The organism is Barnesiella sp. An22 (genome assembly GCF_963931395.1).
GTDB classification, from domain to species: domain Bacteria; phylum Bacteroidota; class Bacteroidia; order Bacteroidales; family Barnesiellaceae; genus Barnesiella; species Barnesiella merdigallinarum.
On record NZ_OZ007014.1, the window covers coordinates 3,026,031 to 3,052,434 of the forward strand.

At 56.2% G+C, this 26,404-nt stretch carries 19 protein-coding genes; 12 read left to right on the forward strand and 7 right to left on the reverse strand.

The genetic code is table 11. The annotated features are described in order from the left end of the window. Positions 1 to 5 precede the first annotated feature (5 nt). The 5 genes from dacB to ABGT88_RS12595 all read left to right on the forward strand — a co-directional run bounded on the left by dacB (position 6) and on the right by ABGT88_RS12595 (position 4,930). A complete protein-coding gene (dacB, locus tag ABGT88_RS12575; RefSeq protein WP_346702447.1) occupies positions 6 to 1,412 on the forward strand; it encodes a D-alanyl-D-alanine carboxypeptidase/D-alanyl-D-alanine-endopeptidase in 1,407 nt (468 codons plus the stop codon). A gap of 163 nt (positions 1,413 to 1,575) precedes the next feature. Next, a complete protein-coding gene (locus ABGT88_RS12580; RefSeq protein ID WP_346702449.1) occupies positions 1,576 to 2,559 on the forward strand; it encodes a hypothetical protein in 984 nt (327 codons plus the stop codon). Positions 2,560 to 2,568: 9 nt separating this feature from the next. Further along, on the forward strand, positions 2,569 to 3,294 hold the full coding sequence (rsmI, locus tag ABGT88_RS12585) for a 16S rRNA (cytidine(1402)-2'-O)-methyltransferase (protein ID WP_298663144.1): 726 nt from the start codon (positions 2,569 to 2,571) through the stop codon (positions 3,292 to 3,294). Positions 3,295 to 3,312: 18 nt separating this feature from the next. Then, positions 3,313 to 4,188: a hypothetical protein gene (locus ABGT88_RS12590; RefSeq protein ID WP_087408846.1), complete on the forward strand. Its 876-nt coding sequence runs from the start codon at positions 3,313 to 3,315 to the stop codon at positions 4,186 to 4,188. Between the two features lie 97 nt (positions 4,189 to 4,285). Further along, positions 4,286 to 4,930, forward strand: coding sequence for a hypothetical protein (locus ABGT88_RS12595; RefSeq protein ID WP_298663143.1), 645 nt, complete (start codon positions 4,286 to 4,288; stop codon positions 4,928 to 4,930). A gap of 160 nt (positions 4,931 to 5,090) precedes the next feature. On the opposite strand, the gene ABGT88_RS12600 is transcribed toward ABGT88_RS12595, so the two are convergent. The 3 genes from ABGT88_RS12600 to ABGT88_RS12610 form a co-directional block, all read right to left on the reverse strand. Continuing rightward, positions 5,091 to 6,311: a bifunctional 3,4-dihydroxy-2-butanone-4-phosphate synthase/GTP cyclohydrolase II gene (locus tag ABGT88_RS12600; protein ID WP_087408848.1), complete on the reverse strand. Its 1,221-nt coding sequence runs from the start codon at positions 6,309 to 6,311 to the stop codon at positions 5,091 to 5,093. A 4-nt stretch (positions 6,312 to 6,315) separates the two neighbouring features. Then, a complete protein-coding gene (locus ABGT88_RS12605; RefSeq protein WP_258327526.1) occupies positions 6,316 to 8,262 on the reverse strand; it encodes an LptF/LptG family permease in 1,947 nt (648 codons plus the stop codon). A gap of 112 nt (positions 8,263 to 8,374) precedes the next feature. After that, complete coding sequence (locus tag ABGT88_RS12610; protein WP_087408850.1) at positions 8,375 to 8,758, reverse strand: START-like domain-containing protein; 384 nt, start codon at positions 8,756 to 8,758, stop codon at positions 8,375 to 8,377. Between the two features lie 231 nt (positions 8,759 to 8,989). Here ABGT88_RS12610 and pta point away from each other — a divergent pair, with 231 nt between their 5' ends. Together pta and ABGT88_RS12620 are read left to right on the forward strand one after the other, a co-directional pair. After that, entirely contained in the window at positions 8,990 to 9,997 is a 1,008-nt protein-coding gene (gene pta, locus ABGT88_RS12615) for a phosphate acetyltransferase (protein WP_087408851.1), read from the forward strand. A gap of 18 nt (positions 9,998 to 10,015) precedes the next feature. Continuing rightward, positions 10,016 to 11,224: an acetate/propionate family kinase gene (locus ABGT88_RS12620; RefSeq protein ID WP_087408852.1), complete on the forward strand. Its 1,209-nt coding sequence runs from the start codon at positions 10,016 to 10,018 to the stop codon at positions 11,222 to 11,224. A gap of 157 nt (positions 11,225 to 11,381) precedes the next feature. Here the strand turns inward: ABGT88_RS12620 and ABGT88_RS12625 are convergent, their stop codons facing one another. Genes ABGT88_RS12625 through ABGT88_RS12635 form a run of 3 tightly spaced genes read right to left on the reverse strand, consistent with a single transcriptional unit; the run spans position 11,382 to position 16,919 of the window. Then, entirely contained in the window at positions 11,382 to 12,698 is a 1,317-nt protein-coding gene (locus ABGT88_RS12625) for a TolC family protein (protein ID WP_087408853.1), read from the reverse strand. Between the two features lie 13 nt (positions 12,699 to 12,711). After that, positions 12,712 to 15,861, reverse strand: a complete 3,150-nt coding sequence (locus tag ABGT88_RS12630) for an efflux RND transporter permease subunit (protein WP_346702881.1) — start codon at positions 15,859 to 15,861, stop codon at positions 12,712 to 12,714. Further along, positions 15,861 to 16,919, reverse strand: a complete 1,059-nt coding sequence (locus ABGT88_RS12635; protein WP_346702454.1) for an efflux RND transporter periplasmic adaptor subunit — start codon at positions 16,917 to 16,919, stop codon at positions 15,861 to 15,863. Before ABGT88_RS12635 ends, ABGT88_RS12630 begins: the two co-directional genes overlap by 1 nt. Positions 16,920 to 17,094: 175 nt before the next feature. On the opposite strand from ABGT88_RS12635, the gene ABGT88_RS12640 reads away from it, so the two are divergent. From ABGT88_RS12640 to ccsA, 5 genes are all read left to right on the forward strand, one after another. Continuing rightward, positions 17,095 to 18,021: a helix-turn-helix domain-containing protein gene (locus ABGT88_RS12640; protein WP_346702456.1), complete on the forward strand. Its 927-nt coding sequence runs from the start codon at positions 17,095 to 17,097 to the stop codon at positions 18,019 to 18,021. 206 nt (positions 18,022 to 18,227) lie between these two features. Beyond that, positions 18,228 to 19,682 (forward strand): autotransporter outer membrane beta-barrel domain-containing protein, encoded by a 1,455-nt coding sequence (locus tag ABGT88_RS12645; RefSeq protein WP_346702458.1) that lies wholly within the window; start codon positions 18,228 to 18,230, stop codon positions 19,680 to 19,682. A 39-nt stretch (positions 19,683 to 19,721) separates the two neighbouring features. Further along, positions 19,722 to 20,945, forward strand: coding sequence for an imelysin family protein (locus ABGT88_RS12650; RefSeq protein WP_346702460.1), 1,224 nt, complete (start codon positions 19,722 to 19,724; stop codon positions 20,943 to 20,945). Between the two features lie 22 nt (positions 20,946 to 20,967). After that, positions 20,968 to 22,590, forward strand: a complete 1,623-nt coding sequence (locus ABGT88_RS12655) for a di-heme oxidoredictase family protein (protein ID WP_346702462.1) — start codon at positions 20,968 to 20,970, stop codon at positions 22,588 to 22,590. A 93-nt stretch (positions 22,591 to 22,683) separates the two neighbouring features. Then, entirely contained in the window at positions 22,684 to 24,867 is a 2,184-nt protein-coding gene (gene ccsA / locus ABGT88_RS12660) for a cytochrome c biogenesis protein CcsA (RefSeq protein ID WP_346702464.1), read from the forward strand. Positions 24,868 to 24,959: 92 nt separating this feature from the next. On the opposite strand, the gene ABGT88_RS12665 is transcribed toward ccsA, so the two are convergent. Further along, positions 24,960 to 26,393 carry an NADH-quinone oxidoreductase subunit N gene (locus tag ABGT88_RS12665; RefSeq protein WP_087408859.1) on the reverse strand — a complete coding sequence of 478 codons (1,434 nt, stop codon included), beginning with the start codon at positions 26,391 to 26,393 and terminating at the stop codon, positions 24,960 to 24,962. Positions 26,394 to 26,404 lie beyond the last annotated feature (11 nt).

Below are 26,404 nucleotides of genomic sequence, written 5' to 3' on the forward strand. Positions count from 1 at the left end.
ACATTATGCAACGAATCTTCCTGTCAGGACTGCTCACGCTATTCATGCTCCTGCATACGCCCACACGGGCCCAAAGCCTCGAATCGTTTCTGGCCGACCCGGCCTTTACGCCCGCCTCGATAGGCATCTGCATCACCGATGTGGCTACGGGTGAAACTCTCGTGTCGCACAACGACCGGCAAGCCATCATTCCCGCCTCGACCGTCAAGGTCATCACCTCGGCTACCGCCCTGCGGCTGCTGGGGAGCGACTACCGCACCTCGACTACCGTGGGATACACCGGACAAATCGACTCTGCGGGGACCCTGCACGGCACGCTGGTGATACGGGGCGGAGGCGACCCCTCGCTGGGTTCGGCCTACGGCAGCCGCCCGGCCGAAGAGTTTGTCGACCGGGTAATCGACGCCCTGCAAACGCATCGCATCCGGGCCATCGAGGGGACCATCGTGGTCGACAATTCGCTTTTCGACGGACCGGCCGTCTCGCCCAAGTGGATGCTCGAGGATCTCATCTGGTACTACGCCACCGGGTGCCACGCCTTTTCATACCGCGACAACCAGGTACGCGTCGAGGTGCGATACAACGGACACAACTACAAGACCGCCCGCATCACGCCGCCGCACAGCATCGACCTCGACAGCCGGCTCCTGCCCGGCGACCGGGAAGAGGTATCGGTCACCCACATCGGCAACCGCTACACCCTCACCGGCACCATTCCCCGTCAGTGGGCGCGCTATCGGCTCGACCTGGCCGTCGACCATCCCGACAGCCTGTTCCTGCGCGAATTGCACAAACAGTTGAAACAGGCCGGCATTGCCTGTACCGAAGCAGGCCAAACGACCGAGGGAGGCCCCGAAACCCAACTGCTCGACTACCCCTCGGAGTCGCTCGCCCAGCTGGCCCGCAGCCTCAACGTGCACAGCCTCAACCTCTATGCCGAGAGCCTGCTGCGGCACATCGCTCTCGCCTCGGCTCCCCGGGGCAGTGCCGAGAAAGGTCTCGAAACGATACGCCGCTACTGGCAACCCCTCGGGGCCGACTCGACCGAGCTCTTCCTCTACGACGGCTCGGGACTGGCCCGCAACAACCGGGCGTCGGCCCGCTATCTGACCCAGGTACTCGCCGCCACGGCCCGCGACCCGCAGGTAGGCGAAACCTTCGTGCAGTCACTGCCCCTGGCCGGGAGCGAAGGCTCGGTAGCCTCGTTCATGCGCAACAGTCCCCTGCCCGGCGAACTGCGGCTGAAGAGCGGCACCATGAGCGATGTCCACGCCTATGCCGGCTACTACACCGCCCCCTCGGGCAAACGGTATACAATCGTGCTGATGTTCAACAACTATACCTGCACCCGCACCCAGTTGAAGGAGAAAATTGCCGCATGGCTCACCGCAACACTCTCTAAAAAAGAGTAACCGACCTCTAAATTTTTTCGGCTCTCGGCGTACATCTGTTATTTTTGTATATCTTTGTGGGAGATAGGAGGCCGTCAGGCACAGGCAAGTGTCGAAAACCGTGTTTCCCGTTTGCCGCTGCACTTGTCCCCCGCTATCCTTGAATAACCCAAATACCGAATTTATGTCACGAGACAGTCGCATCGCATATATCATCGGCCAACTGGGCGAACTGCGGGAGCTCCTGCTCGTCATCGAGCAGGCAGGCAATGCCGCTCCCGGTATCCTGCTGAAGCTGGCCCGGGAGAAAGCCGAGTCGATAGACCGTTCGACCCGCGAACTGAGGTCGCCCCAATTCTGGACCGAATTGCAGAACCACGAACCTTTTGCCGATACTGCCCCGGCCGACGAGGCACCCCCCTGTACTCCGGAGAGCGGCGTGGAGCGTCCCGCTCACGAAGCGGAAGCCTCGGCGACCAACGAGGCTTTCGACGATCAGGAGGAGCCGTGGAACATACCGGTAACTCCGTCTGCCCCAACCTCCGAAGCAGAAGAACCGGCTGATACGTGGGCTGAAGGAAAGCACGAAACGCCCATCGAACCCACCCCCCTTCACGAGGCCGAAACAGCCGAAGAGGACAAGAACGAACCCGATACGGACGTCTTCCTCGAACCGGCCGACGAACCGCACGAATCGCATCAACCCCAACCCGAGCCAGAAACCCCGGCCGAGCCGGAACCGCAACCCGAAGAGCCGCTCTACCCCTGGGAGCAGTTGAGCGACGAGGAGCGGTCGGCTGCACAGGACGACAAACTCGTCGACTATGACGACGAAGAGACCGACGACTACGACGAGACCGACTACGAGGATACCCCCGCGGCCGACCTTCCTGCCGACGAGCCCTCCGCCCCGGTCACCCTCGAAGAGGTGCTGCAACGCCAGCACGCCAAGGAGCTGCGCAAGGCGCTGAGTCTGAACGACCGCTTCCGCTTCCGCCGCGAGCTCTTCGGCAACAGCGACATCCGCATGAACGAAACCCTGGCCCTCATCGACGCCATGCACTCCTACGACGAGGCCGAGGACTACATACTCAACGACCTGAACTGGGACCTCGACAATCCCGAAGTGGCCGAGTTTATGAAAATCGTACAGAAACACTTTCTATAATCCTGCACCATGGCTAAGCTCTATGTAGTACCTACACCGGTAGGCAATCTCGAAGACATGACATTCCGGGCCATCGCCGTGCTGCGGGAGGTCGACTGCATTCTGGCCGAGGATACCCGCACCAGCGGCATCCTGCTCAAGCACTACGACATACACACCCGCATGCAGTCGCACCACAAGTTCAACGAACACCAGACCGTCGAAGGCATCGTGACGCGCATCGAAGGGGGCGAGACCATTGCCCTTATCTCCGACGCCGGTACACCGGCCATCTCCGACCCCGGCTTCCTGCTGGTGCGCGAGTGCCGCCGGCGGGGTATCCCCGTCGAGTGTCTGCCCGGTGCCACCGCCTTCGTGCCGGCCCTGGTAGCCTCGGGTCTGCCCAACGAGAAGTTCTGCTTCGAGGGCTTCCTCCCCCAGAAGAAGGGGCGGGCCACCCGGCTGGCCCAACTGGCCGACGAGCCCCGTACGATTATCTTCTACGAATCGCCCTTCCGCCTGCTCAAGACCCTGGTGCAGTTCAAGGATACCTTTGGCGGCGAACGCGAAGCCTCGGTGAGCCGCGAAATCTCCAAGATTCACGAAGAGACGGTGCGAGGCACCCTCGACGAACTCATCGCCCACTTTACCGAACACGAGCCCAAGGGCGAAATCGTCATCGTCGTGGCCGGTGCCCCCGAAAAGCCCAAGGAGAAAAAGAGAGACAAATATCCCAAAAGCGATACACAACTATAATTTTAATTTAAAACCATTATGAAAAAGGCTATTACCGCTGCCATCGCAGCATCTGTATTGATGATCGGTTGTACCAACCAATCGACCGAAGTGAAAAGACTGCAGGCCGAAAACGATTCGTTACTCCAAGTCAACGCACAGACGACGGCCGACTTCAACGAAATGATTCAACTGATGAACGACGTAGAAGAGGGATTCCGCCAAATCAAAGAGGCCGAAAACTATCTGGTTACCCAGAAGGACGCCAACGGCGAAGTCTCGCTTACGACCCGCGAACAGATTAAAAACGATATGACCCTGGTGGCCGAGACCTTGCAGAAGAACAAGGAGCGGCTCGACAAACTGCAAAAACAGCTCAACCAGAGCAAGAACCAGTCGGCTGCCCTGCAAAAGACCATTACCCGCCTGCAAGGCGAAATTGCCGAAAAGACCGAAATGATTACCTCGCTGCAGGAGTCGCTTGCCAAACGCGACGTGCGTATTGCCGAACTCGACGAAGCTGTCAACAACCTCACCGGCCAGGTAGAGAACCTCACCACCGAAAACCAGCAACAGAAAGAGGTGCTGATGACTCAAGACGAGGCCCTCAATACCGTATACTATGCCCTGGGGACCAACAAGGAACTGAAGGAGCAGAAGATTGTCGAGGGAGGCGGTCTCTTCTCGTCGAAGAAGGTGATGGAAGGTGAATACAACAAAGATTATTTCACCACGGCCGACATGCGCAAACTGCGCGACATCCCCTTCGACAGCAAGAAGGCCAAGCTGCTGACCAAGCACCCCGAAGGTACCTACGAAATGCAGAAGGACAACGAGGGCTACATCACGCTGGTCATCACCAATCCCGAGAGCTTCTGGAGCTTGAGCCGCTACCTGGTTGTCGAGCTCAACTGATTGCGATAGTCAACCCCATTCGAGACGAGACTGGAGGGCAACACCTCCGGCCTCGCCTCCTCATTTTTGCTCCTCGCCTGAACCACCGATGCCCCGCATGTTTCGTTATCTGTCCATCCTACTCCCGCTCCTGCTGCTTGCCTCGTGCGACAGCTTCTTCGAAAAGGAATCGCCCCTGCCCCATAATCCCGAGCGACCCGTGCTGCCTCCGGCGCGCGACCGCCGCTTTGTCGTCGACAGTATCCGATACTACTTCGACTATTGGAGCAGCAAGACCACCCAACTGGCCGACGAGACCTGTATCGTCATCATCTCAAACTCGCTCGACCAGGAATGGTACGATACACCCTCGCCCCCACAAGACCCGCTCTACAACTACTCCTACTTCTCCAGCGAAGACCCCGTGCTGGCCCAAATCTACACCGACACCCTGCGGGTGAGAACCCCCTGTTATGTCGATGACGACAACCACATCGTGCTGGGAGATTCGCTGTACAGCTTTCAGTCCTTCACGGCTGAGGTGACCTTGGCCGAAATAGACCGGACCATCGACGAGATATGTATCCCGCCTCACACCGAGACCTACGTCTACGGCCGGTACAGCATCAACTACTACAACATAGCCTACACCGCCTGGCTCACCGAATTGACAAGCAACACCCCCATCACCATCGAGGGCATGTGGGAGGGCAGTATCGTCAACGACGACTTCACGACACGCACCGAGTCGCACCCGCTGTAACCCGTCGGCCGGCATAGCCGCAACCCGAGGGATAGAGACACGCCATAAACAAGAATCCCCGCAAAAGCCCTTTACAGAGCCTTGCGGGGATTGTTTGTATATCATCTCATGGGACAGACATCCCGGTCTTCCCGAGGGACAAACGCACCAGAGTCAACCACTACTTTTCTTCGACATGCAGCGTGTGGCCCATGCGTTTCTCTTTGGTGAGCAGGTAGCGGCGGTTGTATTCGTTGGGAGTCACCTCGATAGGCACGTTCTCGACAATCTCCAGACCGTAAGCCTCGAGGCCGATACGCTTCACGGGATTGTTGGTCATCAGCCGTAACTTGTGCACACCTATGTCGCGCAGGATGCTGGCCCCCACGCCATAGTCACGCTCATCGGCCTGATGGCCCAGGCACAGATTGGCATCGACCGTATCCATACCCTCTTCCTGGAGCTTGTAAGCCTTCATCTTCTCCATCAGACCTATTCCACGGCCCTCCTGGTTCAGATAGATAATGGCGCCTTTACCCTCCTTTTCGATCTGCTGCATGGCCTTGTGAAGCTGCTCGCCACAGTCGCAACGCATCGACCCGAATATGTCGCCCGTGGCACAAGAGGAGTGTACCCGCACCAAAACGGGTTCGTCCTTCTCGAACGAGCCTTTAATCAAGGCAATGTGTTCGAGCCCGTTGCTCTTTTGGCGGAAGGGAATCAAGCGGAAGTGTCCGTACTCGGTAGGCATGTCTACCTCGACACCTCTCTCGATCAGCGACTCCTGTTTCAACCGATAGGCAATCAGGTCGCGAATGGCGATAATCTTGATGCCGAACTTCTGGGCCACCTGCGTCAACTGCGGCAAGCGGGCCATGGTACCGTCTTCGTTGAGAATCTCGATAAGGGCGGCAGCCGGATAGAGCCCGGCCAGGCGAGCCAAGTCGACGGCAGCCTCGGTATGACCGGCCCGTTTCAACACACCCTTGTCTTGCGCATAGAGGGGATTGATGTGACCGGGACGTCCGAAGGTCTCGGGAGTCGAAGCGGGGTCGGCCAAAGCCCGTATCGTAGCGGCACGGTCGTGGCTCGATACACCGGTGGTGCACCCCTCCAGCTTGTCGATGGTCACGGTGAAGGGAGTCCCCAACATCGAGGTATTGTGGCTCACCTGGCGGTAGAGTTGAAGCTCTTCGCAACGCTTCTGCGTGATGGGAGCACACAAGACACCCCGGCCGTTGGTGAGCATGAAGTTCACCTTCTCGGGAGTGATGGCCTCGGCGGCGATGATGAAATCGCCCTCGTTTTCGCGGTCCTCATCGTCGACGACAATCAAAAACTTGCCCTGTCTGAAATCTTCGACAGCCTCGTCTATTGTACTTAAAATGGTCTCTTTGTTCATATCCTTATATAGTTTTATCTTCTTCGTTCATTCGATCGGCCTCATCCTTCTCGAGCAGAGCCTGCAACTCGCCATTGGTGCGAATCACCCCTTCTACCTCGTTGCGCAACAGACGCTGCTGGTGCGCCCCTACCCCGTAAAGCAACAATCCCAGGGGGAAAAAGATGGCCAGCACATAGCCCCATTTGGGCGAAGGAGCCGGACGATACACCCAGAGGTTACGCAACACGGGATAATCCATCAGCTTACTGATAACCAGCTGACTGTGACTATTCGACGTGTAGTTGACCAAATCGTCGATCTGGGCTCCCAGGGCCGTAATATCCTCCTTGGCATATCCATACAGACAATACCTCCAATACGACTGTCGCTTGCGCCCCACCTTGTCGAGATACCGGTTACAGGCTACCGACAACTGTTCGGCCTTCTCAATGGCCACCCGGGGAAACATATCTTCGATAATCACCTCCTTCAAAACCACCTTGCGCAGCTCTTGCCGCCCAATCAGTTTCCGGAAGAAGTTGACATAGACGTCGGGGTTGAATACGGCCGAATCCTTCACCGCCTTGTAGGTGAGGAAGATACCCAATGGCAAAAGCACCGCCGAGCTGAGCCACATGCCTTCCCAAACCTCCCAGCGGCCATCACGGGCCAGCTTGTAGCCGGTGTTGTCGATGATGTAGTAGAAGATAAACATGAACACCGACACCACCACCGGCATACCCAGTCCACCCTTGCGGATGATAGCCCCCAGCGGAGCCCCTATGAAGAAGAAGATGATGCAGGCAAACGAGAGGGTAAACTTCTTGTACATCTCGATTTGGTGACGTCTGATTACCTTGTTCTCCTCCTTCATCGTGTAGCTGCGGAACTCGTAATCCGACCGATAGCGTTCGGCCCGGGCCAAGGCCCGGTCGAGGTAGAGCTGCTTGCGCTGCAGACTGCCGCCGTTGAACACGCTGTCGAGGTCGAGCGTAGCCGCCTCGGCCAATGCCTCCTGCTCCCGCACCGAATCGTTGGCGGGTATCTTGGCCCCCGGCCGGTCGTAGAGCGAGAAGTAGCCCGACGACCGCAGGCTGCGGGCATAGTTGTCGCCGATGCTGTCGACCCGGGTCGTCATCGAGTCTATCGACAGTTGCAGGGCATTCAGGTCCTTACCGATATACTGGTTCTGCATGATGCCGTCGTCCATGCGGTTGAAGTTGGCATCGAAGGCAATCATGATCTCTTTCAGCGAAAAGGTCTCCCGACGATAGGGAATATTGGTGGCACTGGTGCGCTGGTCGCGCAGGTTCTCAAACGACTCGCCGTTGTAGAGGGTGAGGAATAGGTGCTGCTTGTCGTCGGTCATCTTCAGCTTGCCCGAGTCGGCCAGAATAATCATGGCGTTGTCAAAACCGGCCGACATGTCGTAAATCATCACGTCGTAGAGCATGCCGGTCTTGTGATCTTTCTTTTTTACATAGAGGTTGTAGCCGCTTATCTGGTCGTAGAATACCCCCTCGGGAATATCGAGCTCGGGCGACTTCTGCCGCATCGAGTAGAGCAGGGTCCACATCTTCACCTGCGACTTGGGCAGTACGTTGTTCTGGAAAAAGAAGGCACCGATGGCCACAAAGATAAGGAAGATAACCAACGGCCGCATGATTTGCAGCAGCGAGATACCGGCCGCCTTGATGGCCAGCAGCTCCAGCCGCTCGCCCAGATTGCCGAAGGTCATCAGCGAAGCCAGCAGGATGGCCAGCGGCAGGGCCATGGGCACCATGGTCACGGCAGCATAGAAAAACAGTTCGGCCAGAACCGACATTTCGAGACCCTTCCCTACCATCTCATCGACGTACCGCCACAAAAACTGCATGAGTACGATGAAGAGGCAGATGAAGAATGTCATCAGAAACAGGGGTAAGAAGCTCTTCAGGATAAACCTGTATAGTCGTTTGATATAGAACATTCTTTTGCCGATTATCAGAATGCAAAAGTAAAGCAAAAAAATGAATTTCCGAAAAGGCTATAACCTTTATTGGGAAGAATCGTCGAAAAGAGACCTCTCTCTACCCTCCGCGTCACACACCCAGCTTGCGGCGCAAGGTCTCGATCTGGTGATCCCACAGGTCGCGGCTGTCGGCCATCTCGTCGGGATAGGCAAAATCGGTAACGACCAGCATGGTGGCACCCGTCAGCTCCGAGGTGGTAATGCGAAGCTCGAAGTAGCTCCGGCTCTCCTCGTCGTCCACCCAGTGAAAGCGGATATAGAGCCCCGTGCGCACAGCTATCTGGTGGGCCTCCTGCGATGTCTTGTTCCAGAAAAAAGTAAACTGTTTGCCGTCGCTCTGCACATCGTCGGCAAACCAGTCGGCCAACCCGTTTTTGGTCCCTATATACGGCCACAGTAAAGCAGGTGAAACGCTTTTCAACTCATATTCAATCACAAACTTTTCCTTATTCATAAACCTCTCTATATTATAGCATTTCCCTCTTCAGACAAAGGAAAATTTTTCTCTTTCCGACGGCGAATATAGAGATATTATTCTTATCTTTAGCAGTAAAACCTGAAAAAATGGAGTGAAAACAAAAATTCGAGCTATTTTATATAATATTTACCCAGAATTGCAAACTGGATATTACATTTTATTGCTACATTTGCAGGTATAAAAAACAACATAAAAACCAATCCGACTATGAATTTGATGGAACGAATGGTAGAACAAGCCCGAGCAAACAAACAACGTATTGTTTTACCGGAAGGAACTGAAGATCGTACCTTACAGGCTGCCGACCGCATTCTGGCCGACAACATCGCCGATGTGATTCTTATTGGCAACCCCGACGAGATCAAGGCTCTTGCCAATCAATATCACTTGACCCATATCGACAAGGCTACGCTGGTAAACCCCGCATGCCACGACAAGAAAGAGACCTATACCCAACTGCTTTACGAATTGAGAAAAGCCAAGGGAATGACTATGGAGAAGGCTCAGAAACTGGTCGAAGACCCCTTGTACCTGGGTTGCCTCATGATTAAGAACGGCGATGCCGACGGCGAAGTGGCCGGAGCCCGCAATACCACCGGCAACGTGCTGCGTTCGGCTTTCCAGATTATCAAGACCGTACCCGGCGTGAAAGTGGTATCGGGTGCCTTCCTGATGTTCATCCCCGACACCTCGTACGGCGAAGAGGGACTGATGGTATTTGCCGATTGTGCCGTAGTACCCAACCCCACGGCCGAAGAGCTGGCTCAGATTGCCGTATCGACCGCCAAAACGGCCCGCGACATCGCCGGTATCGACCCCCGCATCGCCATGCTCAGCTTCTCGACCAAAGGCAGCGCCAGCCACGAGATGGTCGACAAGGTAGTCGAGGCTACCCGCCTGGCCCGCGAAATGGAACCTACGCTGAAGATCGACGGCGAACTGCAAACCGATGCCGCCATCGTTCCCGCCGTAGGAGCCAGCAAAGCTCCCGGAAGCGATATAGCCGGCCATGCCAATGTGCTGGTATTCCCCTCGCTCGAGGTAGGGAACATCGCCTACAAACTGGTTCAACGGCTGGCTCACGCCGAAGCCGTGGGTCCTATCCTCCAAGGCATCGCCGCTCCGGTCAACGACCTCTCGCGCGGCTGCTCGGTCGACGACGTGTACAAGATGATTACCATCACCTGCAACCAGGCCATCAGCTTGAAAAAATAACCTTAATACACATACCTTATGAAAATCTTAGTATTAAATTGCGGCAGTTCGTCGGTTAAATACAAACTGTTCGACATCGATACCAAAACCGTATTGGCTCAAGGCGGTGCCGAGAAAATCGGCCTGGAAGACTCGTTCCTGAAACTCACCTTGCCCAGCGGCGAGAAGGTGATTCTCAAGAGCCCCATGCCCGAGCACCACTCGGCCATACAAAACATACTCAACGTACTTACCAGCAAAGAGTACGGCTGCATCAAATCGTTCGACGAAATCGATGCCGTAGGTCACCGCGTGGTTCACGGCGGCGAAAAATTCAACGCCAGCGTCCTCATCACCGACGAAGTGATTGAGAAGATAAAGGAGTGCTACGACATAGCCCCCCTGCACAACCCGGTAAACATGGCCGGCATCGAGGCCATCTCGCAACTGATGCCTTCGGTTCCCCAGGTAGGCGTATTCGACACGGCTTTCCACCAGACCATGCCGGCTCACGCCTACATGTATGCCCTGCCTTACGACCTTTACACCAAGTACGGTGTGCGCCGCTACGGATTCCACGGCACCAGCCACCGCTACGTGTCGCGTCGGGCTTGCGAATTTCTGGGCGTGCCCTACGAACAACAACGCATCATCACCTGCCACATCGGTAACGGAGCTTCCATCACGGCTATCAAGGACGGCAAGTCGGTCGATACCTCCATGGGTATGACCCCCGTCGAGGGACTGATGATGGGTACTCGCTCGGGCGATGTCGACGCCGGTGTACTCACCTACCTTATGGATAAAGAGCACCTCGACTCGGCCGGTATCGCCAACCTCGTGAACAAGAAGAGCGGTGTGGCCGGTATCTCGGGTATCTCGTCCGACATGCGCGACATCGAAGCCGGTGTAGCCGCCGGTAACGAGCACGCCATCCTGGCCCTGCAGATGTATGAATACCGCATCACCAAATACATCGGTGCCTATGCTGCCGCTCTGGGTGGCGTCGACATCATCGTATTCACCGGCGGTGTAGGCGAAAACCAGACCCAGACCCGCGAAGCCGTGTGCAAACCGCTCGCCTTCATGGGTGTGGAAATCGATGCCGAACTGAACAAAACGATTCGGGGCACCGAATGCCTCATCAGCACCCCGGCTTCGAAGGTGAAGGTAGTCGTTATCCCCACCGACGAGGAGTATATGATTGCCTCCGACACGAAAGCCGTACTCGACAGTCTGAAGAAATAACAGACCCATACAGCTGGCCGACACCCCTGCACACCCCGTAAAAGCGGGCCCCCACCGTGCAGGGCGCAACCGGCAGTTTACAACAAGCGCCCTGTCGCCTGCCCTCAACGGGTTGCGACAGGGCGCTTTCCTATGAAAGAAGAATAAAAGAGTCTCTCTACTCGAGCCTTCCCGTAGCCCGCAGATAGGCTGTCTCGTAAATCTTGTATTGGGTCTGAGCCTCAATTAGGTTGCTCTCGGCCTGTTGCCACTGCGACTGGGCATCGAGCAAATCGGTGAGCGTGGCCATCGACGCGGCATAGCGGTTGCGCATCACCCGCAAATTCTCGACGGCCTGCTGCAACCCAATCTGCGCCGTGCCTATCAGGCGATAACCATCCTGCACATTGCGCATGGCCTGCTGCACCTCGAGATTGAGCAACCGTCTGTTTTTCTGCAGGTCCAACTCGGCACTGCGCAACTCGTAGCGGGCCTTACGCACCTTTTTGTGCACCTCGCCCCAATGGAACAGGGGCACCTTTACGGCCAGCATCACCATGCCTATACCGTCGCGGAACTCCTCCGAATAGGGCATCATCGTGCCGTTACCCACATCGACCAGGCTGTTGAGCTTGATGTTGCCATAGTAGGTATACCCGGCCGACAACCCCACGGTGGGGAGCATCTCGGCCCGGGCATTCTTGATTTGCAACTTGCCTATCTCGACCTGCTGCTTGAGCAGGGAGAGTTCGGGACGGTTGTCGATTTCGGCCGTGAGCAGACCGGGTTCGGTAGCAACCCACGCCGTATCGGTAGGCACGATGGCCGTGGTGTCGTCGACCCCAATCAGCCGGCACAGCGACAACCGGCACAGGTCGGCCCCGTTGCGGGCCTTTTGCAACTGGTAGTGGATCTCGCTCTGCTTGGCCTGGATGCGCAGCAGGTCGTTCTCGATAATCATGCCCGCCGAGAGCGAACCGCTCATCTGGCTGAACAACGTGTCCATCTGCTCGCAATAGCTCTCGAGCATATACACCTTTCGCCCGACCGCCAGATAGGTCCAATAGGCATTATCGGCATCGACCAGAATATCCATGCGGGCCATGCGCAACTGCTCGCCGGCCGCCGCCTCGCCAATGCGGGCCATACGTTTGCCGGCCGTGATTTTCCCGCCGGTATAGATGGGTTGGGTCAGCGTAATGCCGGCCATATACATGCCCCGCATGCGCAGGTCCATGCCCATCATGTCGATGTCGGGGAATACATAGGCCCCCGTGGCCGACCCCTCGAGTTTGGGCAGATAGGCCGTCGTGGCTATTCGGTTGTCGAGTTCGGCCTGACGCAACCGGATATCGGCCTGCTCGAGCTCCTCGCTGTGAGCCAGCGCCATCTCGCGGCACTGGCTGTGCGAAAGCAGCAGCGGCTGGGCCATTGCGCTACCGGTACCGGCCAGCCCCACGGCGCAAACTATCGTATATATCGTTTTCAGATTCATCGTCTTTTTGGTTTTATGCGTTAACTGGTTTCTTGATATGGAACATCGCCGCATAGAAGAGCGGCAACAACACGAGCGTGATGATGGTCCCCACGGTGAGGCCGCCCATGATGGTAATGGCCATCGAACTGTACATGGGGTCGGTCACGAGCGGAATCATACCCACAATGGTCGTGAGCGATGCCATCAGCACCGGACGCACACGCGACACCGTGGCCTCGACTACCGCCGTATAGGGCGACTGTTTCTCCTCGGTCTGCAACCGGTTGATTTCGTCGACCAGCACGATGGCATTCTTCACCATCATGCCTATCAGGCCCATCATGCCGATGATGGCCATGAAGGTGAAGGGCTGACCGCTCACCAACAGCACCGGTGTAATGCCGCAGAAGATAAAGGGGATGCAGAGGAGAATCAGTATCACCTTGCGCCAACTGTTGAAGAGGAGCAGCAGGATGGCCAGAATGATAAATATCGTAAGCGGTACGAACTTCATCAGATTGCCTATGGCCTCACCCTGCAACTCACCCTCGCCTACCCAGCGCATGCGATACCCTTCGGGCAGGTCGATAGCCTCGATTTCGTCCTTGATCGACTCCACCACCTTGGCTGGCGTCGCCTCGTCGCAATAGGGGTTGGGGTCGCACTCGGCCTCGATAACCCGACGGCCGTTCTGGCGCAGCACCACATCCTCGTCCCAGTCGAGCCGGATATGGTGGGCCACATTGCTCAACGGAGTGGCCTTGAAAAGTTGGTCCTGCAGGTCGCTCATGCTCTGCCCGCCCGACAAGGCACTCTGCAACGCCTCGTTCGAGAGGTGGAAGTTGAGCATGCTCCACACCGGTATATCCGCAAGATTGCGGATGGTCGTGCCGTCGTCGTTGCGCACCTGGAGGTTGAGCATCACCATACGGTCCTGGTCGTTGAGCACACCCACCGGCATGCCGTCGGTAGCAGCCAGCAGGGCATTGGCCACATCGCCGCGCCCGACACCCGAACGCAAGGCGTCCTGCTGGTCATACTCGGCCACCAGCGCCTTTCCCCGCGGCTTCCAGTTGTTCTGCACCGAATAGGCATCGACATAGGGCGAACGGCGCATAATCGCCTCGGCCTGGGCACTCAACCGGCGCAATACGGCCGGATCGGGACCCGAAAACTCCACCTCGACCGTATGTGAGGTAGAAATCGAGAAGTTGTATTTGCGGATGCGGATATAGGCATCGGGATACTCGCGACGCAACTGCTCCCGCACCACGGGTATCTGCTCGACCACCGTGCGGTAATCCTTGCAATCGACAATCAGCTCGCCGTAGCAGTCGCCGCCCGAAGTCATGGGGCGCACCAGACAGTAGTGAGCCGGAGCACTGCCCTGGCTGACGGCCACCCGCTCGATTTTCGGATTCTGCGACACCCGGTCGCTCATCTCCAACAGGCGGGCACACACCGTATCGGCATTGGCTTCCGCAGGGAAGAAACACTCGACTACAAACTGTTTGTAGTCGAAATCGGGGAAGAAGAGATTCTTCACCTGCCTCATCCCCAGCAGACAAACGACCAGCAGCACCACGGCTACGGTAATCGTGACCCGCTTGTATCCGATCAGGAGAGAAATGGTCTTGCGCACGAACCGGTGTACCGGCGAGTTCATCACCGCCCCGGAGGTATCGCCGCCCCGGCTCTTCTCGCGACGCGGCAGCCACGAGTGGGCACAAACGGGTACCTGGATAAGAGCCAGTACCCAACTGGCCAACAAGCTTACACACAGTACCAGAAAGAGGTCACCGGCATATTCGCCGACCGAATCGGGCGAGAGGTAGACACAGAGGAAGGCCGAGGCTGCAATAATCGTAGCGCCGAGCAACGGCATGGCCGTGTTGCGCCCGATGCGGTAGAGGTAGGTCTCGGGCGGGAGACCCCGCTTCCGGTCTATCAGGATACCGTCCATAATCACCACGGCATTGTCGACCAGCATACCCATCGCCACAATGAAAGCCCCAAGCGAAATGCGCTGCAACGTGGTACCGCACATGAGCAGGATGGGGAACGAGATGCACACCGTAAGCACCAGGCCGAAGCCGATGATGAGCCCGCTGCGCCACCCCATCGTGAAGATGAGCACCAGAATGACGATAACGACCGACTCGACCAGATTCCACATGAACGACGAGATGGCCTCGTCGACCTTGTCGGGCTGGAAGAATATCTTGTCGGTAGCAAAGCCGGCCGGCAAATTCTTCATGGCCTCGGCCAGCCGGGCATCGACCGCCCGGCCCACATCGGGCACGATGGCCGACGACTCCATAGCTATGCAGATGGCCAGAGCCGGTTTCCCGTCGACAAAGAAGCCGTTGCGCTGCGGCGAGGCGTAACCTCGCTCTACCCGGGCCACATCGCCGATGCGCAGGATCTTGCCGTCGAGCGTCTGTATCTGCAGGTTGCGAATATCCTCTTCGTCTTTGACCGACGAGTCGACATAGAGGGCAATGCGATCGCCGTCGCTCCCGTAATGACCGGCTTTGACCGTCTTGCCGGCACTTTGCAGCGCCGACATGATCTGGGTAGGGATAATGCCGTTGCGGGCTATCTGCTCTTTCGAGAGAATGATGTTGATTACCTCGTCGCGGTTCCCCACGATATTGATGCGCTTCACCCCCTTCACGTCGAGCAACTCGCGTTGCAGATAGCGGGCATAGCGATACATTTCGGGGTAGTCGTACCCGTCGGCCGTGAGGGCATAGAAGATACCGTAGACATCCATCATGTCGTCGATGACGATAGGTTCGTAACACCCTTGCGGCAGTCGCGACGCCGCGTCGTTGACCTTGCGCCGCAACAGGTCGAAGTGCTGCTCGAGGTCACGGTTCAGTACCGTCATCTGGAACTCAACGGTAAACAGGGCCATACTGTTCTGGCACTCGCTCCTCACCTTCTTGACATTGGGAAGCGCCCGCAACTCGTCCTCCATGAGTTGGGCCACCTCCAGCTCCATCTCGTGGGCACTGGCTCCCGGCCACGATACCACGACCATGGCCTGCTTGACCGATACGGCCGGGTCTTCGAGCTTGGGCATCTGCACAAACGACAAGACACCGGCAATGAGAATCGCTACCATCAGCGACCAGAAGAGAACGGGTCGCCGCATGAAAAACTCGGTTATCTTCATCACAGCAATCCTCCTACATTGGTACTACTGGGGGCATCGATCACGCGTACCTTCTCCCCCTCCTGCAACACATGCACACCGGCCCGCACAAGCTGCTCGTCGCCGGTGAGACCGCCGAGAACGACAGCACGACCCTCGGGGTCGACATCGCCCAGCTCGACCTGCCGGCGGGTCACCGTAGAGTCGGGACCGAGAACCCACACACACGACGAGTCACCTGCCTGGAAAAGGCACGGCAACGGTACGGCAAATGCCCGAACCGAAACCGTATCGCCCACGACAATACCCACCTCGACATTCTGCCCGGCCGTCAACTTGCGGTCGGGACGCCGCTCGAAAGCCAGTTGCAACCGATACAGCTGGTTGCCGTCGGCCCTGGGAGTAAGGCTCGAGAGCGTGAGGGGCATAGCCTCATCGACACCCGACGCCCGGCAAAAGAAACGCACGAACTCTCCCCGTTGCCGATAGAGGCTACCCGGAATGTCGAGCGTGACCTCCATCTGCGACACATCCATGAGGGTAAAGACCGCGGTACCTGCATCGACCATCTCGGCCGGCGAAAAGTTTACGGCCTGTATATACCCGTCGGTCGGGGCATAGAGTTTCGTATAGTTGAGTTTGTTCTTGTTGGCCTGCAACTGCACCTCCAGCTGCTTCAGTCCGGCCGAAGCCTTTTCGTAGTCGTTGGGCGATATGCTCTTCTGCTCCAGCAGCCGCTCGGTGCGCTTCACCTCGTCACGCACCTGGTCGTACTGCACCTGCAACGCCTCGACCCCCAGCCGGTAATCGGCATCGTCGAGCTCGGCCAGCAGCTGGCCGCGGCGCACCCGGTCACCCTCTGCAACATGGATGCGGGCTATCTGTCCCGGAGTCTTGAACCCGAGGCTTATCTCGTGCGCCTCTTTCACGATTCCCGAATAGAACTTCACGGTCTCCCCGCTCAACACTTCGGGACGGGTCAGACAGACACTTCGTTCACGGGCAGCCTCCCGGTCTCCGCCGGAACAGGCACACAACAACAGGGCGGCCGCCACCATACACACATTCGTTTTCATCATATACTGGTTTTAGTTGATTTCACAGTTGCAAATTTCCCTTTTTTCAGCGACAGCAATTTGTTGCACTCTACGAGCATATTGTTCAAAAAGTCGATAAGTAACCCTATTTAACAAGTATATCGCCCTATTTATTATTCAAATAGGTATATTCGCCCTCGAAAAACGACAAGAGACTATGCCACAAGATTCGACTCTCAACACGCTGAACTTAAACATGCTGCCCTTCAACGAGCAGACCTGCGCCTACCATAACGAACTGTTTCTGGCCGACAACTTCGACGCCCCCAATCACCTACCCGACCTGCTGAACAATCCCGAGATTCTCGCCTTCATCACCTCACCCTACCCGTTTAAAGTACAGTTTGCCATGATGCACCTTTGCCTCGACGGTTACATAAGAATCAGTCAGAACCTGAAAGAGCATACGTTGCAGCGTAATTGCCTGCTTATTGTCACACCAGGCTCTATCGGGCAGTGTCTCGAGATTTCGCCCGACTGCCGCATAGCCATCATTGCATTTGCCACCGTCAACAATTTGCCCGAAGGTAACCCGCAAAGCGCCCTTATCATGCGCAAGTTCCTCATCGACAACGCCATGTTGCAACTCTCCGACCGAGAGATGGGCGAGATGATAGGGTTCTATCACCAAATACGCCAACAGCTTGTTCAACCCGAAAGACTCTTTACTCACGAGATTATCAACAGTTACATACAAATATTCTATTACAGCTTATGTCAACTGATGAGCCCCTATATCGAGCAGCAAGATACCCGACATGTATCGCGCAAGAAACAGATTTTCGACCAGTTTACTCTCCTGCTCAAACAGCACTATACCCAGGAGCGGAGCATCGGCTTCTATGCCGACAAACTGTGCATTACCCCCAAATACCTCTCACAGGTCATCCACGACATCAGCGGCCACCATGCCAGCGAGTGGATCCGCGACTACGTCATACTCGAGGCCAAGGCGTTGTTGAAATGCGGCAAATACAATGTACAACAGGTGAGCGACCTGCTCAACTTTGCCAACCAGTCGTTCTTCGGCAGCTACTTCAAAAAGGCGGTAGGCTGCTCCCCGTCGGCCTATCAAAATTCGTAACAAATCGCTGAATCATTATAGTCGTCTGGTTATCAGTATATATTCATTCTATTCCATTCTTCTTAAAACGGTCTGTCCCACTCAACCGCAACGCTATCGTTTTACCTAAAATATACCAAACCTAACCTTTTTTTACTAAATTATAGGTATTGGCCCCCCGAAAGCCCCCCTATACCTTTGCATCGGAAATCCAAAAAAGAGAACCTATGCAACGAAAATTCCTATGGCTTGCGCTGGGCCTGTCACTTGCCCTGCCGGCAGCAGCGCAAGGCGATGAAACAACAGTCGATGCCGTATCGGGGGCCACCTCGCTCCCGGCCACGAAAAGAGAACAGTTAAAAGCAGAACTGAAAGCCGAGATTCTGGAAGAACTCCGCCAGGAGCCTCCCGTCGAAGCTGCGGTGGCCGAACCGCGCAAACCCCGCCTCACCATCGGCGGATATGGCGAAGCCGTTGCCTCTCGCAATTTTTTCAGCGACGATTATAAAAAATACCAGGATGCCCATCTGCATAAGGGCGAGAGCCACGGCCGTTTCGACCTGCCCCATGTGGTCATCTTCCTCGGCTATGACTTTGGCCGCGGTTGGAGCATGGGTACCGAAATCGAGTTTGAACACGGCGGCACCGAAAGTGCCGTCGAAATCGAAGAGGAGGAAGCCGGAGAATATGAATCGGAAATCGAACGAGGCGGAGAAGTCGCCCTCGAACAGTTCTGGATTCAAAAAAGTTTCTCGCCCGCTCTCAACCTGCGCATGGGGCACATCATCGTACCGGTAGGCGCGACCAACATGCACCACATGCCCACCGAGTTCTTCGGAGTCTACCGACCCGAGGGTGAAAACACGATCCTACCTTGCACCTGGCACGAGACGGGCATCAGCCTGTGGGGCATGCTGGGGCGGCAGTGGCGCTACGAGGTGATGTTCCTGCCGGGCCTCGACTCCGACCGCTTCAACAGCAAGGGGTGGATTCACGACGGGGCCGGCAGCCCCTACGAGTTCAAGATAGGCAACAGCTACGCCGGAGCCTTCCGCCTGGACAACTATTCGGTGCCGGGGCTGCGCCTGAGCGTGAGCGGATACGGCGGAAACAGTTTCAACAACACCCTCTACCCGCAGACCAACAGCCGCTACAAGGGGGTGAAGGGGACGGTACTCGTCGGGGCCTTCGACTTTGCCTATGACGCCCACCACTGGATTGTGCGGGGTAACTTCGACTACGGCCACCTCTCCGACGCCGATATGATTACCGCCTTCAACGGCAGCATGCCGGCCTCGTCGGTATCGGCCAAACAGGCCGTCGCCTCCGACGCCATAGCCACCGGCATCGAGGCGGGCTACAACTTTTTCTCGCTCTCGCCCACCCTGCAGGCCCGGGGACAGAAGTTCTACCTCTTCGGCCGCTACGAATACTACGACTCGATGTTCAAGACCCCGGCCCGCGTGCAGCACTACAAATGGTGCGGACGCCAACGGCTGGCCGCCGGCATCAACTACTGCCCCCTGAAGTCGATTGTCATCAAGGCCGAGTACAGCATCGGGCTGCTCAATGCCAACTCCTACACCTATACCGACTCCAGCGGTGCCACCTGCATCGGCCACTACAACAACGAGCCCGCCGTGTCGATAGGCATCGCCTACTCGGGGGTATTCACGCGATAATCAAACCGTATTGTTTCAATCATAAAACCATTTATTACAATGAAAAGAGTTTTCAGAAATTCGTTACAACTATTTGCTTTGTCGGCCCTGCTGCTCGGCGGTGTGTCCTGCACGGAAGAAGAGAAAGATTTCTCTTGGGAAGAACAGCGCGAAACGGCATTGCAATCGGCAGCAACCGCATTCGTCGAAAAAACGGTCATACCTACCTACACTTCGCTGGCCGATGCCTGCCTCGAACTGGCCGACCTCTGCGCCCAAATCGAAACCTCGGCCCAAGCCAATGCCTCGACCGACATCGCTGCCTCGGGCTCATTAAGCACCGCGACAAAAACGATAGTCGAACAGGCTTGTGCCAAATGGTATGAAGCCCGCAAACAGTGGGAGTTGAGCGAAGCCTTCCTCTACGGGGCCGCCGGCGACTACAACATCGACCCCCATATCGACTCGTGGCCGCTCAACGCTACCGACCTGCAAGCCCTGCTCGACGACCCCGTGCGCATGGGCATGATGGACGCCGAGTATGCCGCCGGATTGGGCTACGGCCTGCTGGGATTCCATGCGATCGAGTACATGCTGTTCGACCACCAGATCGATGCCTCTTCGACCACAGGCAAGGCACGCTCCGGAGCTTTCAACCGCAAAGAAGAGTTGGTCTACCTCACCGCCGTGGCCGGCGACTTAGCCAACCAGTGCGTGCGTTTGGAAGCCTCGTGGAAAGGCTTTGACAACGTGTCGGCCGAGAAACAGACAATGCTTACCGAGGCCGAACTCGAACCCTCCTTCGACTATGGCGAGAGCATGAAAAACGCCGGTAAAGGAGGCAGTAAATACAAGAGCTATCTCGAAGCCGCCCAAGAAATTATTCAAGGCTGCTCGGACATCGCCGACGAGGTGGGTAACCAAAAAATAGGACGCCCCAACGAAGCAGCCGCCGGAGCTTCGGAAGACCTCAGCTACATCGAATCGCCCTATGCCAAAAACTCCAAAGTCGATTTCTACGACAATATCGTCAGCATCAAGAACGCCTATCTGGGCATGAACGTGGGCGACCCGTCGGTGAGCAACTACCTGGCCAGCATCAACCCCACGGCCGACACAGCCGTACGCAATGCCATCGAGGCGGCATTGAACGCCATCGATGCAGCTCCAGCCCCCTTTGTCAACTACGCCGGCTCGCACAACGAGCTGTGGAAAAAGGCCACGACGGCTTGCAACGACTTGAAAAAGGCTCTCGACGAAGCACAATCGGCCATAGGACAATAAACAACACATAATTTCAAAAGCTATGAAATCTTATCCCTTTTTACTGGCTTTTGCAACGGCGGCGCTGTGCGTCGCCGGTTGCACAGATGACAACCCCGACGACACACCCCGTCCCGTTACACCGCAGTTGTCGGAAGAGTATTACACGGGCGGCCAGCTGGGTACCGCCTTCAACACCACCTCGTCGGCCTTCGAGCAACCATCGGCAGCCGTCGAGAACGCCGGCATGAGCACCTCGTTCAAAAACGGCGAAGCCCTGTTTGAAAAGATTTTCACCCCGGCCGACGACGGGTCGGTTCGAGGCGGGTTAGGCCCCCTCTATATCCGCACTTCCTGCATGCACTGTCACCCGGGCTATGGCCACGGTAAACGGCAAGAAGGCTCTTTCAACGCTACCGAGATAGGCAACGGCTATCTGCTGGTCATCTACGACGATAACGACAACTATATCGCTTCGCTCACGGGCATGCCGCAGCTATTTGCCGTAGAGCCTTTCAAGGCGCCGATAAATCCGGATAAAATCAAGATTACCTGGAAATCGTACACCGACAGCTGGAACAACACCTTCCCCGACGGTACCACCTACGAACTCATCTATCCCGAGGTGACCATCCCGGCCGACGCCTACTATGTAGACCTCGTCACCACCGACGGCCGCACGCTGTCGCCCGACCAGGTGAATATCCGGCTCGAGTCGACCATCGGCATCTACGGCACGGGACTGCTCGATGCCATTGACGACGACGAGCTGAAGGCCGAATATGCCAAGCAGGAGAAAGACAACCACTTTGCCCTGAATCCCAAGATTTTCCAAAACGGCGAATGGGTGAGCCAATACAGCAACACCAAACCCAGCGATGGCGGTACGGGCGAGAAACACCCCTTCCGCTTCACCTACGCCCTTAGCCGGGGTCCCTTGCAAGACGCAGCCGGTGCTAACGCTATTTGGAACATCACCAACGTGACCCGCTCGAACCGTCGCTATCACTACATGACAACGGCATACGCCGAAAAGGCTTCGAAAGATCCCGAGGTACAAGCCCGGTTCTATGACTATTTTCCCGACCGGAAAACCGACGCCGGCGTCGAACAGGACATCTACAACTACCTGATGGCGACCGACCTCCCGGTAGAGATGAGCGACGAGTATTACACCGACTTGATGATATGGCACCGTGGATTGGCCGTGCCGGCTGCCCGCAACCTCGACGATCCTACCATACAACGGGGCAAACAACTCTTCACCGAAATGGGGTGCAGCTATTGTCACCGTCCCACTTGGACGACCGGCGACGACCATTACACCGACCCCAGCGGATTTTTCAACTACGGCAACGAGTTGCCCCGCTATCCTCATCAGAAAATATGGCCTTACTCCGACTTGGTACAACACCGGCTCCACATGCAGAACGACATACGCACCGGCTGGTGCCGCACCACGCCCCTGTGGGGTAGAGGCCTGCACCAGAAATGTACCGGTTCGTTCGAGAGCGACAGGCTGCACGATTGCCGCGCGCGCAATGTGATCGAAGCGATCATGTGGCACGGAGCGCCCGAAAGCGACGCCCGCCAATCGGTCGAGAAATTCCGGACATTGAGCAAAGAAGATCGTGATGCCGTGGTCAAATTCATCGACGCGATTTAACCGTCTGTGTGCTATAACATCACAAAACCTACGAAATGCCGGCGTACCGCACGTCGGCATTTCGAGGTATAAAGAAACCCTATCCCAAGAACGATGAAACTTCTCAAACGTATTACATTCGTCCTGCTGGCCGCCATACTGTGTGTACTCACCGCGGCGACGATCATCGAAAAAGAGTTTGGCTCACCATTTGTCTCGCGCCATATCTACCAATCTCCCACATTCGTAGCCCTCTGGTTAACCTTTGCCCTCTCTGCGGCGATCTACCTCCTCCGCCGCCGTCGGGCATTGCGACCCGCCTCATGTCTGCTGCACATCGCCCTCCTCATCATTCTATGCGGAGCTTTCGTCACCTACCTGACCGGCCGGCAAGGCTCCCTGCACCTGCGATTAGGCGACAAACCCACCTCGGTATATCTCGACAACGAGGGGCGGGAAGAACAGTTGCCATTTGCTGTCGCCCTTGAAGAATTTCATATTGAATACTATCCGGGTACCCGGGCGCCCCTCGACTTCGTGAGTTGCGTAACCCTCATCGACGGTGACCAGACAAGGAGCGAGACGGTCGCCATGAACCGCATCGCCCGGTATCGGGGCTACCGCTTCTACCAATCGTCCTACGACTCCGACGGAGCCGGCACACGCTTGTCGGTGGCTCACGACCCGTGGGGTATCGCCATCACCTACACAGGCTATCTATTGCTGTTTTTGGCAATGGCCGCTCATCTCATCGATCGAATGGGAACTTTCCGCCGACTGCTACATAATTGCGCCCTGCGGGGAATCGGCCTCGGTACCGTAATCCTGCTTGCCTCCTTATTCCCGGCACAAGCCACCGAAACGGCTCCCCCCACCCTTCCCCGGGAACAATCATCACAACTGGGAGAGCTCTGTGTATATTACAACCAACGCATTTGCCCACTCTCCACACTGGCTCGCGACTTCACCACAAAGCTCTATGGAAAAAGCCGTTACCGTGGACTCACACCTGAGCAAGTTCTGGCGGGCTGGCTGTTCTATTACGACGAATGGAAACAAGAGCCCATGATCAAGATAAAAAGTCACGAAGCTCGGCGACTGTTGGGAATAGAAGGCCGATATGCCCGACTCACCGACTTCAACCGGGCACTGAGAGACTACACCGGAAATAGCGACAACCGGGGTGTGAACGAAGCCAACGAAAAATTCAACCTCGTGGCGATGCTTTGTACCGGCTCCATGTTGCAAATTTTCCCCTATCGGTTGAACGACACCCTACACTGGGCTTCTCAGGTCGATATACTCCCCCGTGAATTGCCTTACGAGCAAGGCGTATTTATCAGACAATCGATGAACTATGTAAACGAACTGGTCGCCAAACGCGACTACACCGCACTATCGCAGGTCTTCACCAAAATAAGCCGGTACCAGCAAAAGTGCTGTGGCGAAGATTTCCCTTCGGCGACCCGGCTGCAAGCCGAGCGACTCTATAACCGCATGAACTATTCGCTGGCTCTGGCCATACTCCTCATCATCACCGGGACGGCAGCCTTTGTCTACATATGCCGTCGTATCACCCGGGGAACCCCGGGCTCGACTCTTGTGCGACGGCTATTGCCGGCAGGGATTGCTCTCGGTTTTATCTACCTCACAATCATACTGCTCCTGCGAAGCTACATCGCCGAGCACTGGCCTCTCTCCAACGGATTCGAAACCATGCAGTTCATGGCATGGTGCGCCTTGGGTATCACGATGCTGTGTTACCGTCGGTTCATACTGATCCTACCAGCCGGCTACCTCGTCGGCGGGCTGGCCATGATGGTCTCGATGATGGGCGAATCGAATCCCCAGATTACTCCGCTCATGCCGGTACTCACCTCGCCGTTGCTCTCAATACATGTTGTCCTCGTCATGGCCGCCTACACCCTGTTGGCCTTTGTCATGTTCAATGGCATAGCCGGCCTCCTACTATACCGGCGACACCCCCGGCAGTCCGAGCAATTGCAAGTCGTGGGGCGCATACTGCTCTATCCCGCTATATTCGCTTTGGCCGCCGGAATCTTTGTGGGAGCCATTTGGGCCAATATCTCGTGGGGGCGATATTGGGGGTGGGACCCCAAAGAGGTATGGGCGCTTATCACATGGCTCGTCTACGCTTTGGCTCTACACACAGAATCGCTGCCCCTGTTTAGAAAGCCCCTCTTTTTCCACGGCTTTTGTGTGGCAGCCTTCTGTTGCGTACTCATCACTTATTTCGGAGTTAATTTCCTACTGGGAGGCATGCACAGCTACGCCTGACACTCCCCCCCTCTCATACCCCACAAAAAGCAACGGCCGAGGAGCAAATCGCTCTTCGGCCGTTGTCTGTATGGAATAAGATTTTCGTTCGATCAGATACCCAGCATGCTGAGGTCGGCAAAGTAACCGTAAACACAGCTGGCAATACCCAGCAGCACGATGCCGGCTACACAAACCACGAGGCTCACACGCGATGCGTTGTCGCTGCGGAAGGCAGGAATCACGCACTCGTTCTCGGTGTTGATGAACATGGCCTTTACTACCAGCAGATAGTAGTAGAGCGAGATGATCGTATTCAACAAGGCGATGAGCACCAGGATATAGAAGCCCGAGTGAATGGCCGAAGCAAAGATGAAGAACTTGCTGAAGAATCCGGCAAAGGGAGGAATACCGGCCAGCGAGAACATGGCCAGCATCATGATTACACTCAGTTTGGGGTTGGTCTTGTACAAGCCGTTGTAGTCGTCCATGCTCAGCTTGCCGCTGTTACGCTCGATCGACGAGATAACACCAAAGGCAGCCAGGTTGGAGAAGATGTATACCAGCACGTAGTAAACCAAAGCCGTCATACCTTGAGCCGAACCCGAGATAATACCCAGCATGATGTAACCGGCTTGCGAGATAGACGAGAAGGCCAGGAATCGTTTCAGGTTCTTCTGACGGATGGCAAACAGGTTACCGATGGTAATCGTCAGCACAATCAAGGCCCACAGGATGCCCTGCCAGATAGCCGGGTCGAGGAAGAAGACCTTGTAGAGAACCAGCAACAGGGCAAAGGCAGCCGCACCCTTCGAGATAACCGACAGATAAGAGGTTACCTGCGTGGGAGCACCTTCGTAAACGTCGGCCGTCCACAAGTGGAAGGGAACCAGCGAAAGTTTGAATCCCATACCGGCCAGCACGAATACAATCGTGGCGATGAGCAGCGGCGTGCGGTTGGCCGAGATGGCTACGGCAATATCGCCGAAGTAGAGCGAACCCGAAACTCCGTAGAGGAACGAGAGGCCCAGCAGGAAGAGAGCCGACGAAAAGACAGCCGTAAAGAGGTATTTGGCACCGGCCTCATACGACTCGCTGTCTTTCTTGGTAATGGCGATGAGTGCAGCCATAGGCAGCGAAGCGGTCTCGAGCCCGATAAAGAAGAGCAGGAAGTGACCGGCCGAAACCATCAGGTACATACCGAAGAGGGTTATCAGCAACAATTCGTAGAACTCGCCCCGACGCACTTTCACATCGGGATTCTCGCTCCACGATACCGACTGCAGCAACACGATGAAGGTACCTATATTGAGCACGGTCTTTACCATCGAGGCCATGGGCGAAGTTTGATACATGCCGCCAAAAGCCGAGGTCGTCTCGACCGGTATGATGTTCCAGATCGTATGCAAGGCAAACAAGACACACGCTGTAATCGATAATCCTTTGAGGGTTTTCTTCCCGCCAAAGGTGTCTGCGAAAAATATCAGCAAGAATACAATCAGCAGCGATATTTCCGAGCGCATAACTAAAAACTGTGAATAATCCATATACTATATGA

What these genes read in the sequence shown, in the direction of transcription:
- dacB (WP_346702447.1), top strand. Translation starts at nt 6, where the DNA reads ATGCAACGAATCTTCCTGTCAGGACTGCTCACGCTATTCATGCTCCTG.
- ABGT88_RS12580 (WP_346702449.1), top strand. Translation starts at nt 1,576, where the DNA reads ATGTCACGAGACAGTCGCATCGCATATATCATCGGCCAACTGGGCGAA.
- rsmI (WP_298663144.1), top strand. Translation starts at nt 2,569, where the DNA reads ATGGCTAAGCTCTATGTAGTACCTACACCGGTAGGCAATCTCGAAGAC.
- ABGT88_RS12590 (WP_087408846.1), top strand. Translation starts at nt 3,313, where the DNA reads ATGAAAAAGGCTATTACCGCTGCCATCGCAGCATCTGTATTGATGATC.
- ABGT88_RS12595 (WP_298663143.1), top strand. Translation starts at nt 4,286, where the DNA reads ATGTTTCGTTATCTGTCCATCCTACTCCCGCTCCTGCTGCTTGCCTCG.
- ABGT88_RS12600 (WP_087408848.1), bottom strand. Translation starts at nt 6,311, where the DNA reads ATGAACAAAGAGACCATTTTAAGTACAATAGACGAGGCTGTCGAAGAT.
- ABGT88_RS12605 (WP_258327526.1), bottom strand. Translation starts at nt 8,262, where the DNA reads ATGTTCTATATCAAACGACTATACAGGTTTATCCTGAAGAGCTTCTTA.
- ABGT88_RS12610 (WP_087408850.1), bottom strand. Translation starts at nt 8,758, where the DNA reads ATGAATAAGGAAAAGTTTGTGATTGAATATGAGTTGAAAAGCGTTTCA.
- pta (WP_087408851.1), top strand. Translation starts at nt 8,990, where the DNA reads ATGAATTTGATGGAACGAATGGTAGAACAAGCCCGAGCAAACAAACAA.
- ABGT88_RS12620 (WP_087408852.1), top strand. Translation starts at nt 10,016, where the DNA reads ATGAAAATCTTAGTATTAAATTGCGGCAGTTCGTCGGTTAAATACAAA.
- ABGT88_RS12625 (WP_087408853.1), bottom strand. Translation starts at nt 12,698, where the DNA reads ATGAATCTGAAAACGATATATACGATAGTTTGCGCCGTGGGGCTGGCC.
- ABGT88_RS12630 (WP_346702881.1), bottom strand. Translation starts at nt 15,861, where the DNA reads ATGAAGATAACCGAGTTTTTCATGCGGCGACCCGTTCTCTTCTGGTCG.
- ABGT88_RS12635 (WP_346702454.1), bottom strand. Translation starts at nt 16,919, where the DNA reads ATGATGAAAACGAATGTGTGTATGGTGGCGGCCGCCCTGTTGTTGTGT.
- ABGT88_RS12640 (WP_346702456.1), top strand. Translation starts at nt 17,095, where the DNA reads ATGCCACAAGATTCGACTCTCAACACGCTGAACTTAAACATGCTGCCC.
- ABGT88_RS12645 (WP_346702458.1), top strand. Translation starts at nt 18,228, where the DNA reads ATGCAACGAAAATTCCTATGGCTTGCGCTGGGCCTGTCACTTGCCCTG.
- ABGT88_RS12650 (WP_346702460.1), top strand. Translation starts at nt 19,722, where the DNA reads ATGAAAAGAGTTTTCAGAAATTCGTTACAACTATTTGCTTTGTCGGCC.
- ABGT88_RS12655 (WP_346702462.1), top strand. Translation starts at nt 20,968, where the DNA reads ATGAAATCTTATCCCTTTTTACTGGCTTTTGCAACGGCGGCGCTGTGC.
- ccsA (WP_346702464.1), top strand. Translation starts at nt 22,684, where the DNA reads ATGAAACTTCTCAAACGTATTACATTCGTCCTGCTGGCCGCCATACTG.
- ABGT88_RS12665 (WP_087408859.1), bottom strand. Translation starts at nt 26,393, where the DNA reads ATGGATTATTCACAGTTTTTAGTTATGCGCTCGGAAATATCGCTGCTG.